Raw genomic sequence first — 11,834 nt, 5'->3', positions numbered from 1 at the left:
GGATGCCCCCCCCCCCCGCGTCGTTTCAGGCCTGTTGAATCGCTGCCCGCGACTTCAAGGCCCGCGCGAAGAAGGCGCCCAGCAATGGCAGCAGCACGGCGGACCCGCCGAACAATGCGGCCGCGCCGATCTGGTCCACCACCGCGCCCGCCAGGGCCACGCCCGCCGCCTGCCCCATGAACAGGCAGGAAGCGAACCAGGCCACGGCGGTGCCGCGCGCGGACGGCACCATCTGCGTCGCATTGGTCTGCAGCGTGGCGTGCAGCAGGTAGTAGCCGAAGCCGGCCAATACGCTGGCAAGCAGGCTCCACATCCACACGGGGCCCAGCAGGTAAGACAGGAAGGCGACGCTTAGCACCAGGCCGCCAGCGACCGCCAGGCCGCGTTCGCCCAGGCGCTTGAGGATGCGGCCGGCCACCACGGTATAGATCAGGCCGCCCACGGCGTACACCGCCACGAGCGCCCCCGCCGCGGTCAGCGAAATATTGAAGCGTTCATGCAGATACGACGGCGCGAACGCCAGCGCCCCGAACACCAACAGGCCTTCCGCGAAGACCGTCGCCAGCACGATGCGGGCCCACGGCGTGCCCAGCACCAGCCGCGCCTGCGCCACGAACCCCTGCTTGACCGCCCCCGCCTCCACCCGGCCGAAGCCGGACACCTGCTGGCGCCGCACTTCCAGATGCAGCAGTACGCCAACGGCCAGATATCCGACGACCAGGGCGGCAAAAGCCCAGCGCCAGCCAATCGTGTCCGCGAACAGGCCGCCGGCCAGTTGCCCGGCCGACATGCCCAGGATGGTGCCGGTCAGAAAGCGCGCCAGCGTCGCCTGCCGGCGCTCGTACGGCACGTTGTCGCCGATCCAGGCCATGGACAGCGGCACGATCCCCGCCCCCGCCGCGCCCGACAGCGCGCGGCAAAGGACCAGCACATCCAGGGATTCGGCCATGACGGCGCCCGCGCTGCCCAGCGCGCAAGCCACGGTCGCCACGCTGACGACGCGGTACTTGCCGTAGCGGTCGCCCACCGGGCCGAAGAACATCTGCAGCACGCCGTAGGCCACCGCGAACGCCGTCACGGCACGCGCCGCCTGCCCGGTGGTGGTGCCGAATTCCGCCGCCAGCTGCGGCAGCATGGGATCACAGATGCGGAAAGCGCTGGCGCTGACGAAAGCGGCCAGGGCAAGCAGCGCGATGGCGCGCGCTTCGGAGGACATGGCGGGCATGGAGGGCGGGACGGCGAGGCGAAAGTCGAAGCCCGCACCTTACCGCAGCCCAGCCGTCTTGGCGAAGCGACCGGGCGGAGTGTCCGCCCGGCGCAACGGTCACGGCGCAACGATCAATAAGGCAGGCGGTAGCCCGCGGGCATGCGGCGCGCGGTGACGAGCTGGCCGCCGCGCTTCAATTCGCGCAGCGTCAGTTTGGCCTTCTCGACTTTTTCAACGCGGTAGCGGTTCAGGTAGATCGGATCATTGGCGTCCACCAGCTCACCGGCGGATTTCGTGGTCCGCATCGTGTAGACGCCATCGGCCACCGTCCAGCACCCGGTCTCGCGTAGCGCGGGCCGCGCCTTGCGGCCGATCTTCAGCAGGGTTTCGTAGGCCATCGTGCCATCGGCGGACAACACGATCAGCGATTGCAAGTCGCCGCTGACGTCGCGGGGCTTGGTGTTCGACAACCACGTGCCGATCATCGGATCACCGCTTTGGGCGGGTACGCAAGCCACCGGTTTGGGCGGCTCGGCGGGCTGGGCCTCGGTGATGACGGCGGGCTTCCTGGCCACGCAACCGGCCAGGACAAGAACGGCGCAGGCGATGCCGGCCGAACGCAAATACACACTGCTCATGTCTTCCTCAACACGTCTGTCGACGCGTCGCGCCGATCACACCGGCACGCCCTTCGCGCAGCAAACATCACGCACTCTAAAGAGCCGCCAGGCAAGAATCAACGACGATCCGCGCGGAGTGCAATTGCGCAACAGTCCGGCCTTGAAAGGCCGGGCTTTAGCCCCGGAAACCGCACGAATGCGTTGGTTTCAAACGACACCGCGGCGGGCACACTGCCTAGGACGAATATCGCGCCCTCTATATATAGAAGGCGCGATGCGCTTTCACAGCGGCAGGCGCTGTTCGTGCTTGATCTCGCGCAGCGCCACGATGGTGCGCGTCTGGCGGATACCCGGCATGTTGAACAGGAAGCGATGCAGGAAACGGTCGTAGGCCTCGGGGCTTTCCACCAGGATCTTCAACAGGAAATCCGAATCGCCCGTGACCGCATAGCACTCCAGGATTTCGGGGGCATCGCGCACCGAGCGCTCGAAGTTCTCGACCGTGCTGGCGGAATGCCGCTCCAGGCTGATCTGCGCGAACATGCAGCCCAGCCCCACCTTGCTGCGGTCCACCTGCGCGCTATAGCCCTGGATGACGCCGCTGGCTTCCATGGCCTTCACCCGCCGCCACACGGGCGCGGCCGACAGCCCCACCTTCTCCGACAACTGCTGCGCCGAAGCCCGGCCGTCCTCCTGTAAGGCCTTGAGGATGCCGATATCGGTCTTGTCCATCACTTTGTCTCCTGGTTTTTATCGAACACGAAATGTTCATTGCGTATTATAGGGATAGCACGATCCGAAAACGCAATAAATCGAATGCTCCGCGAACCTATCATGGTGCGAAATACCAGGAGCATTCATTATGGACGGCACGCCCGCCCCCGAACCCCAGCTGGACCTTGACTACCAGCTTGCCGACAACCTGACCCGGGAGTCCGGCCGCATCTTCCTGACGGGAACGCAGGCCCTCGTGCGCATCATGCTCACGCAGGCGCGCGTCGACCGCGCGCGTGGCCTGAACACGGCCGGTTTCGTGTCGGGCTACCGCGGGTCGCCGCTGGGCGGCGTCGACATGGCGATGTGGAAGTCGAAGCAGGCGCTGGACGCCGCCAAGATCTCTTTCCTGCCCGGCATCAACGAAGACATGGCGGCCACCGCCGTCATGGGGACACAGCAAGCCGGCGTGCGCGCCGACCGCAATGTCGATGGCGTCTTCGCCATGTGGTACGGCAAGGGCCCGGGCGTGGACCGCGCGGGCGACGCCCTGCATCACGGCAACGCGGCGGGCGCATCGCGCCACGGCGGCGTGCTGGTGGTAGTGGGTGACGACCATACTGCTGTCTCGTCGTCGATTCCGCACGCCAGCGAAGCCTCGCTGATCGGCTGGCAGATGCCCATCGTGCATCCCACGTCCATCGACGAATACGAGACCTTCGCGCTGTGGGGCTGGGCGTTGTCGCGTTATTCCGGCACCTGGGTCGCGTTCAAGGCCGTGTCCGAGACCATCGAAAGCGGCCATTCGTTCACGCCCGCTGCGGTGCATGCCTACGACATGCCCGCCGATCCCGACATGCCGCCCGAATCGCTGGAGTATTCGGCGCGCGACTTCCTGTCGCTGGCCGTCGAAACGCGCATGAACCTGCGCATGAAGGCCGTGGCCGCGTTCGCGCGCCGCCACAGCATCGACCGCCTGACCTGTCCCGCCCCGAAGGCCACGGTAGGGATCGTGACCGTCGGCAAGGCGCATCTGGACACGATGGAAGCGCTGTCACGCCTGGGCGTGGACACCGTCACCGCCAATGCGCCCGTGCGCATCTACAAACCCGGCCTGACCTGGCCGCTGGACGGCGAGCGGCTGCTGGCGTTCGCGCGCGGCCTGTCGCACATCCTGGTGATCGAGGAAAAAGGCGCGGTGGTCGAAAGCCAGATCAAAGACCTGCTGTTCAATCGTCCCGACCGCCCCTCCGTCATCGGCAAGAAGGGCTTCGACGGCGAAACCCTGGTGCCGTCGGCCGGCCAGTTGCGCCCATCGCTGCTGGCGCAGCCGTTGGCGGGCTGGCTGACCCGCACGGCCGGCGTGCCGCTCGCCGCGGACCTGGCGGCGTTCGAATGCCAGGCCGCGCTGTCCAACGACGCCGACGGCATGCGCCGCCGCCCCTACTTCTGTTCGGGCTGTCCGCACAGCACGTCGACCAAAGTGCCGGAAGGCAGCCAGGCGCTGTCGGGCGTAGGCTGCCACTACATGGCGGCATGGATGGACCGCGACACCGGCGGCCTGACGCAGATGGGCGGTGAAGGCGTCGACTGGATCGGCCTGTCCCGCTACACCAAGATGCCGCACATCTTCCAGAACATGGGGGAAGGCACCTACTACCACTCGGGCTATCTGGCGATCCGCCAGGCCGTGGCCGCCGGGGCCAACATCACCTACAAGATCCTGTTCAACGACGCCGTCGCGATGACGGGCGGACAACCGGTGGACGGCCCGATCTCGGTGCCGCAGATCTGCCAGCAACTGCGCGGTGAAAACGTGGCCCGCATCGTCGTCACCAGCGACGAACCCGAAAAGTACCAGGGCGTGGACCTGGGGCCGAACATCGTGGTGCACCACCGCCGCGAGCTGGATGCGCTGCAACGCGAACTGCGCGAGATCCCCGGCGTGACCGTGCTGATCCACGACCAGACCTGCGCCGCCGAAAAGCGCCGCCGCCGCAAGAAGAACCAATTCCCCGACCCCGCGCGCCGCATGCTGATCAACAGCGCCGTGTGCGAGGGCTGCGGCGATTGCGGCGTGCAGTCGAACTGCCTGTCGGTCGTGCCGCTGGAAACGCCGTATGGCCGCAAGCGCGCCATCGACCAGTCCAGCTGCAACAAGGACTACTCCTGCGCGGAGGGCTTCTGCCCCAGCTTCGTGTCGGTCATGGGCGGCAAGCCCAGGAAGAGCGCGGCGCCCAAGACCGACCTGGAACGCCTGCAACAACTGATCGGGCAACTGCCGCTGCCGGCCACGCCCACGCTTGACCGTCCCTACCGGTTGCTGGTCGCGGGCATGGGCGGCACCGGCGTCATCACCATCGGCGCCATCGTCTCGATGGCCGCGCACCTGGAAGGCCTGTCGGCTGCGGTGCTGGACCTGACCGGCCTGGCGCAGAAGGGCGGCACGGTCGTCAGCCACATCCGCCTGGCGCCTGCTGGCGCGCCGGCGGGCCCGGTGCGCCTGGACTGGCAGCAGGCCGATGCCGCCATCCTGTGCGACCCGGTGGCCTCGGTGGCGCCGGATTCGCTGGGCGCGCTGCGCCGCGGACACACGCAAGTCACCGTCAACACCTATGTGGCGCCGGTCTCGGACTTCACCCGCAACCCCGATGCCGCCATGCGCCCCGAAGCGCTGCTGGCCAAGATCCGCCACGCCGCGGGCGAGTCCAATACCGCCGCCATCGACGCGCACGAAGCCGCGCTGGCCCTGTTCGGCGACAGCATCCTGTCCAACATGTTCATGCTGGGCTATGCGTGGCAGCGCGGCGGCGTGCCGTTGTCGCAGGCCGCCATCCATCGGGCCATCGAGCTCAACGGCGTGGCGGTCGCGGCCAACCGCGCCGCGTTCGACAGCGGCCGCCTGGCCGCGCACCAGCCCGACGCGCTGGATAGCGCCCTGCGCCCGCGTGCCCAGGTGGTGCAGCTTCACGTGCCCGAGACCTTTGAACGGGCCGTCGCGCGCCGCATCGCGGACCTGACCGCCTATCAGGACGCCGGCTATGCCCGCGAATACCAGGACGTGGTCGAGGCCGTCGCGGCCCGCGAACGCGAACTGGCGCCCGACGCCAAGACCCCGCGTCTGGCACTGGCGGTGGCCCGCGGCCTGTTCAAGCTCATGGCCTACAAGGACGAGTACGAAGTGGCGCGCCTGTACACGGATGACGCGTTCCAGGCGCAATTGAAGGGCCAGTTCGAAGGCGACTACAGCCTGCGCTTCCACATGGCGCCGCCGATCTTCGCGCGCAAGGACCCGCGCACCGGCGTGCCGCGCAAGATGACGCTCGGCCCGCGCACCATGACCGCACTGAAATTGCTGACCCGCATGAAGGGCCTGCGCGGCACCTGGTTCGACCCCTTCGGCCGCACCGCCGAGCGCAAGATGGAACGCGCGCTGATCGGCGAATACCGCCAGACCATAGACCAGCTTCTTGTAGGGTTGACGCGGGACAAGCTCGCGCAAGCGGCTACAATCGCCGGCCTTGCAGAAACCATCCGCGGCTACGGCCACGTGAAGGCTTCGAACGTCGAGAAGTATCGGACGGAATTGGGTCGATTGATGCAGAGCTATATGGCACCGGCCCCGCGCGACATGCCCCTGCGGAAAACCGCATAAACATTCGCTCTTAGCGGTCCGGTCCTGGGCGCGCCTTACTGGGCGCGCCCAGTGCATTTAGTAACAATCTTTTGTGAGCTTCGTCATATCTTCTTCTTGTCCCTGTAGTTCTCGATCACTAGAATTAGTGTCCAACGAGGGGTGCTACACTACATGTTGTGGTCGCCTAAGCGCTGATTCTCGTCGGCCACGCCTTTTGGACTAGCCCGTCCAAGCGTTCCGACCCCCTCAAAAGATCCACATTCGTACCGGACATGACCGTCGTCATGTCGCTATCTACGCGTTTTCGCACAGGAGCTTCCATGCAGACTACGATCGCCTCTGTGACCCGGCCTTCGGCCGTGCCGCCCTCACAAACCGATTCCCCTGCCGACGCCAATGGCGGGCAATGGGCCAGCTACAACATCATTCGCCGCAATGGCTCGGTGGTCGGGTTTGAACCCAGCAAGATCGCCATCGCCATGACCAAGGCCTTCCTGGCCGTGAACGGCGGCCAGGGTGCGGCGTCCGCGCGCGTGCGCGAACTGGTCGAGAACCTGGCCAGCCAGGCCGTGAACGCCCTGGTGCGCAACCGCCCCAACGGCGGCACCTTCCATATTGAAGACATCCAGGACCAGGTCGAACTGGCCTTGATGCGCTCCGGCCAGCACGACGTCGCCCGCGCCTACGTGCTGTACCGCGAGAAGCGCACGCAAGAGCGCGCCGCCGCCGCTGCCGCCGAAGGTCAGGACAAGGCCGCCGCCGCCCCGCAGGAACACGTGCTGAACGTGACCGATGCCGGCGTGCGCCGCCCGCTGGATCTGGCTGAACTGCGCGCGACCATCGTCGCCGCCGGCGAAGGCCTGGACGAATTCATCGATAGCGAAACCATCCTGAAGGAAACGGTCAAGAACCTGTACGACGGCATCCCCGTCGACGAAGTGTTCAAGTCCGCCATCCTGTCCGCACGCGCGCTGGTCGAAAAGGACCCGGCCTACAGCCAGGTCACCGCCCGTCTGCTGCTGCACACGATCCGCAAGGAAGTGCTGGGCGAAGAAGTGTCGCAAGACGGCATGGGCGCGCGTTACGCCGAATACTTCCCCACGTTCATCGCCCGCGGTATCGAAGGCGGCCTGCTGTCGCCCGAACTGGCCAGCTATGACCTGACCCGCCTGGGCAAGGCCCTGAACGCCAAGCGCGACCTGCAATTCGGCTACCTCGGCCTGCAGACGCTGTACGACCGCTACTTCCTGCACATCCGCGGCACCCGCATCGAACTGCCGCAGGTGTTCTTCATGCGCGTGGCCATGGGCCTGGCGCTGCGCGAGGCCGACCGCGAAACGCGCGCCATCGAGTTCTACGAGATCCTGTCCTCGTTCGACTTCATGAGCTCGACGCCGACGCTGTTCAACTCGGGCACGCTGCACTCGCAACTGTCGTCGTGCTACCTGACCACCGTCTCCGACGATCTGGAAGGCATCTACGACGCCATCAAGGAAAACGCGCTGCTGGCCAAATACGCCGGCGGCCTGGGCAACGACTGGACCCCGGTCCGCGCGCTGCGCAGCCACATCAAGGGCACCAACGGCGAAAGCCAGGGCGTCGTCCCGTTCCTGAAGGTCGTCAACGACACCGCCGTCGCGGTGAACCAGGGCGGCAAGCGCAAGGGTGCGGTCTGCACGTACCTGGAATCGTGGCACCTGGACATCGAAGAATTCCTGGAACTGCGCAAGAACACCGGCGACGAACGCCGCCGCACGCACGACATGAACACGGCGAACTGGATTCCCGACCTGTTCATGAAGCGCGTCATGGAAGCCGGCGAATGGACGCTGTTCTCGCCGTCCGACTGCCCTGACCTGCACGACAAGGTTGGCCGCGAATTCGAAGAAGCCTACATCGGCTACGAGAAGCGCGTCGCCAGCGGCGAGCTCAAGCTCTACAAGAAGATGCCGGCGCTGACGCTGTGGCGCAAGATGCTGTCGATGCTGTTCGAAACCGGCCACCCGTGGATCACGTTCAAGGATCCGTGCAACATCCGTTCGCCGCAGCAGCACGTGGGCGTCGTCCACAGCTCGAACCTGTGCACCGAGATCACGCTGAACACGAACGAATCCGAAATCGCGGTGTGCAACCTGGGTTCCGTGAACCTGGTCGCGCACATGAAGCCGGCAGCCGGCGGCGGTTTCGAATTGGACCACGACAAGATCAAGCGCACCGTCAGCATCGCGATGCGCATGCTCGACAACGTCATCGACATCAACTACTACGCCGTCGAGAAGGCCCGCAATTCCAACGCGCGCCATCGCCCGGTGGGCATGGGCATCATGGGCTTCCAGGATTGCCTGCAGATGATGCGCGTGCCGTACGCATCGCAAGCCGCTGTTGAATTCGCCGATCGTTCGATGGAAGCGGTGTGCTATCACGCCTACTTCGCATCGAGCCTGCTTGCCGAAGAACGCGGCCGCTATCAGTCGTATGAAGGTTCGTTGTGGTCGCGTGGCATCTTGCCGCAAGACACGCTGAAGATGCTGCGCGATGAACGCGGCGGCCATGTTGAAGTCGATGAATCGAGCTCGCTCGATTGGGATACGTTGCGCGCGCGCATCAAACAGCACGGCATGCGCAACTCCAATTGCGTTGCAATTGCCCCAACCGCGACTATTTCCAATATCATTGGTGTATCTGCGTGCATCGAACCTACTTTCCAGAACTTGTACGTCAAATCGAATCTCTCCGGCGAGTTCACGGTCGTTAACGATTACCTCGTGCGTGACCTGAAGAAACTCGGTCTCTGGGACGAAGTCATGGTCGCCGACCTCAAGTACTTCGACGGCAGCCTGTCCCGCATCGATCGCGTACCTTCCGAACTCCGCGAACTCTACGCCACCGCGTTCGAAGTCGAACCGAGCTGGCTGGTGGAATGCGCGTCGCGCCGTCAGAAGTGGATCGATCAAGCCCAGTCGCTGAACATCTACATGTCGGGCGCATCGGGCAAGAAGCTGGATGACACCTACAAGCTGGCATGGCTGCGTGGTCTGAAGACGACGTACTACCTGCGCACCTTGGGCGCCACCAGCGCCGAGAAATCCACGGGCCGCGGCGGCGAACTGAACGCCGTCACTGCCGGTGGCCAATCCACGGCTGCGGCCGTGGGCACCGCACCTGTTTTGCCGGAACCCGAAGTTCTCGGGGCGGTTTGCACCATGCGGCCGGGCGACCCCGGCTTCGAAGAGTGCGAAGCCTGCCAATAACCGCCTCCGGAGAATTGAATCATGATTAATTGGGAAGACGACACCCTCGCCACGCAACCTGCAAAGACCCCCGCCCCCGCGGGCGGTGGGCAGGCTGCGCCCGAAGTCCGGGCGGCGACCGGTGTATTCGGCGACACCGCCATGCCGACGCCCGCCGCGCCTGAACACGCGGCCGGCCTCGCCACGAGCGGCGCCGCCACCTCGCAACGTGTAAAGGTTGCTGACAAGCGCATCATCAACGGCGAAACCGACGTCAACCAGCTTGTGCCTTTCAAGTACAAGTGGGCGTGGGAAAAGTATCTGGCCACTTGCGCCAATCACTGGATGCCGCAAGAGATCAACATGTCGCGCGACATCGCCCTCTGGAAGAACCCGAACGGGCTCACCGAGGACGAGCGCCGCATCGTCAAGCGCAACCTGGGTTTCTTCGTCACGGCCGACTCGCTGGCCGCGAACAACATCGTGCTGGGCACCTATCGCCACATCACGGCGCCTGAATGCCGCCAGTTCCTGCTGCGCCAGGCATTCGAAGAAGCGATCCACACGCACGCCTATCAATACATCGTCGAAAGCCTGGACCTGGACGAAGCCGAGATCTTCAACGCTTACAACGAAGTTCCGTCCATCCGCGCCAAAGACGAGTTCCTGATCCCGTTCATCGACGCGATCGCGGACCCCCACTTCAAGACGGGCACGCCCGAAGCCGACCAGACGCTGTTGAAGTCCCTGATCGTCTTCGCATGCCTGATGGAAGGCCTGTTCTTCTACGTGGGCTTCACGCAGATCCTGGCGCTTGGCCGCCAGAACAAGATGACCGGCGCCGCCGAACAGTACATGTACATCCTTCGCGATGAATCCATGCACTGCAACTTCGGCATCGACCTGATCAACACCGTCAAACTGGAAAATCCGCATCTGTGGACGCCGGAATTCCGCGAAGAAATTCGAGAACTCTTCCGCAAAGCGGTCGAACTCGAATACGCTTACGCCGAAGACACGATGCCGCGCGGCGTGTTGGGCTTGAACGCACCTATGTTCAAATCCTACCTGCGCTTCATCGCCAACCGTCGTTGCCAGCAAATCGGTATCGAACCGCTGTACCCGCAGGAAGAAAATCCCTTCCCCTGGATGGCGGAAATGATCGATCTTAAAAAGGAACGCAACTTTTTTGAAACTCGCGTGATCGAATACCAAACCGGTGGCACGCTGAGCTGGGAGTAAAAGTAGTTCGTCATCAGGCCCGGCGCGGGCACGCTCCAGATGTCTTCGGAGCGTCGCGTTCGCGACAGGCTTGATGGCGCTCTCCCCGGTCAGGGTGTTTTGTCGCCGAGCCGCCTCAACGCAACATGCACCCCCTTGGGGGGGCAGCGAGCCGAAGGCGCGGCAAGGGGACATTTCGAACACGTAGAACAAGCGGTCGGCCAGCCTGTGATCAGGCAGCCGATCGGCGCCATTTGAAATGGCTCGCGCCAAAGGAGCGGGGGCCATATCAAATGGCTGTGCCGAATTCATTAGCGCAAACCGTAGTAGCTGTTGCTCGCACAGAACAGCGGCATGCGCCGATGAATAGCCCGGGCACGGTTCGCCTTGTTGGCGAGTCGGGGCACGGGTTTAAGTTCTGGGACCCCTGAACCTAAGGAGCATGACCATGGCAACAGCCAAGAAAGCCGTAAAGAAAGCAGCGGTGAAGAAGCCCGCCGCCAAGAAGGCAGTCGCTAAGAAGGCCGCACCGGCCAAGAAAGCCGCTGTCAAGAAGGTAGCTGTCAAGAAAGTCGCCGCCGCCAAGAAGCCGGCAGTGAAGAAGGTTGCCGCCAAGAAGCCGGCAGCCAAGAAGGTCGTCGCCAAGAAAGCGGTAGCCAAGAAGGCCGTCGCTAAGAAGGCCGTCGCCAAGAAAGCGGTAGCCAAGAAGGTTGTCGCCAAGAAGGCGGTTGCCAAGAAGGCCGTCGCCAAAAAGGCCGTCGCCAAGAAAGCGGTAGCCAAGAAGGCCGTCGCCAAAAAGGCCGTTGCCAAGAAAGCGGTAGCCAAGAAGGCCCCCGCCAAGAAGGCCGTTGCCAAGAAAGCGGTAGCCAAGAAGGCCCCCGCCAAAAAGGCCGCTGCCAAAAAGGCGCCTGCCGCCAAGAAGGCTGTTGCCAAGAAGGCCGTAGCCAAGAAGGCCCCCGCTGCCAAGAAGGCTCCTGCTGCGAAGAAGGCTCCTGCTGCCGCCAAGCCGGCTGCTGCTGCCAAGCCCGCCGCTGCCAAGAAGCCTGCTGCAAAGAAAGCCGCTCCGAAGAAGCCCGCAACGCCTCCGTCGTCGACGGCTGCTGCCCCGGGCGCGAAGACCGCGCTGAACCCCGCCGCGTCGTGGCCGTTCCCGACGGGTGGCCGTCCGTAATCAGGACGGTTGAAGCCCTGGCTTCACCAGAGCC

Annotated in this window: 7 protein-coding genes; 4 read left to right on the top strand and 3 right to left on the bottom strand. The window is 64.6% G+C overall.

Annotated features, from left to right (window positions below; translation table 11 throughout):
- Positions 1-25 precede the first annotated feature (25 nt).
- The 3 genes from ACE039_RS13750 to ACE039_RS13740 form a co-directional block, all read right to left on the bottom strand.
- On the bottom strand, positions 26-1,225 hold the full coding sequence (locus tag ACE039_RS13750) for an MFS transporter (RefSeq protein WP_448709941.1): 1,200 nt from the start codon (positions 1,223-1,225) through the stop codon (positions 26-28).
- A gap of 113 nt (positions 1,226-1,338) precedes the next feature.
- Positions 1,339-1,845: a hypothetical protein gene (locus tag ACE039_RS13745; RefSeq protein ID WP_448709942.1), complete on the bottom strand. Its 507-nt coding sequence runs from the start codon at positions 1,843-1,845 to the stop codon at positions 1,339-1,341.
- A gap of 264 nt (positions 1,846-2,109) precedes the next feature.
- On the bottom strand, positions 2,110-2,559 hold the full coding sequence (locus ACE039_RS13740; RefSeq protein ID WP_105559325.1) for an Lrp/AsnC family transcriptional regulator: 450 nt from the start codon (positions 2,557-2,559) through the stop codon (positions 2,110-2,112).
- A 130-nt stretch (positions 2,560-2,689) separates the two neighbouring features.
- Between ACE039_RS13740 and ACE039_RS13735 the strand changes: the two genes are divergently transcribed.
- The 4 genes from ACE039_RS13735 (at position 2,690) to ACE039_RS13720 (ending at position 11,800) form a co-directional block, all read left to right on the top strand.
- Entirely contained in the window at positions 2,690-6,196 is a 3,507-nt protein-coding gene (locus ACE039_RS13735; protein ID WP_485811762.1) for an indolepyruvate ferredoxin oxidoreductase family protein, read from the top strand.
- Positions 6,197-6,498: 302 nt separating this feature from the next.
- Positions 6,499-9,429 (top strand): ribonucleoside-diphosphate reductase subunit alpha, encoded by a 2,931-nt coding sequence (locus ACE039_RS13730; RefSeq protein ID WP_313458159.1) that lies wholly within the window; start codon positions 6,499-6,501, stop codon positions 9,427-9,429.
- Between the two features lie 21 nt (positions 9,430-9,450).
- The gene (locus tag ACE039_RS13725) at positions 9,451-10,650 is read left to right on the top strand and encodes a ribonucleotide-diphosphate reductase subunit beta (RefSeq protein ID WP_105559328.1); all 1,200 of its coding nucleotides are present in this window, start codon (positions 9,451-9,453) and stop codon (positions 10,648-10,650) included.
- Between the two features lie 427 nt (positions 10,651-11,077).
- Positions 11,078-11,800, top strand: coding sequence for a histone H1-like DNA-binding protein (locus ACE039_RS13720; RefSeq protein ID WP_313458161.1), 723 nt, complete (start codon positions 11,078-11,080; stop codon positions 11,798-11,800).
- Positions 11,801-11,834: the final 34 nt, after the last annotated feature.

The organism is Achromobacter maghribensis (assembly GCF_057334215.1).
Note: the sequence above shows the minus strand (reverse complement) of the source record. Positions and strands in the feature narration are given on the sequence as shown.

Excerpts from the sequence above, each read along its gene's own strand:
- ACE039_RS13750 (WP_448709941.1), bottom strand. The coding sequence starts at position 1,225 with ATGCCCGCCATGTCCTCCGAAGCGCGCGCCATCGCGCTGCTTGCCCTG.
- ACE039_RS13745 (WP_448709942.1), bottom strand. The coding sequence starts at position 1,845 with ATGAGCAGTGTGTATTTGCGTTCGGCCGGCATCGCCTGCGCCGTTCTT.
- ACE039_RS13740 (WP_105559325.1), bottom strand. The coding sequence starts at position 2,559 with ATGGACAAGACCGATATCGGCATCCTCAAGGCCTTACAGGAGGACGGC.
- ACE039_RS13735 (WP_485811762.1), top strand. The coding sequence starts at position 2,690 with ATGGACGGCACGCCCGCCCCCGAACCCCAGCTGGACCTTGACTACCAG.
- ACE039_RS13730 (WP_313458159.1), top strand. The coding sequence starts at position 6,499 with ATGCAGACTACGATCGCCTCTGTGACCCGGCCTTCGGCCGTGCCGCCC.
- ACE039_RS13725 (WP_105559328.1), top strand. The coding sequence starts at position 9,451 with ATGATTAATTGGGAAGACGACACCCTCGCCACGCAACCTGCAAAGACC.
- ACE039_RS13720 (WP_313458161.1), top strand. The coding sequence starts at position 11,078 with ATGGCAACAGCCAAGAAAGCCGTAAAGAAAGCAGCGGTGAAGAAGCCC.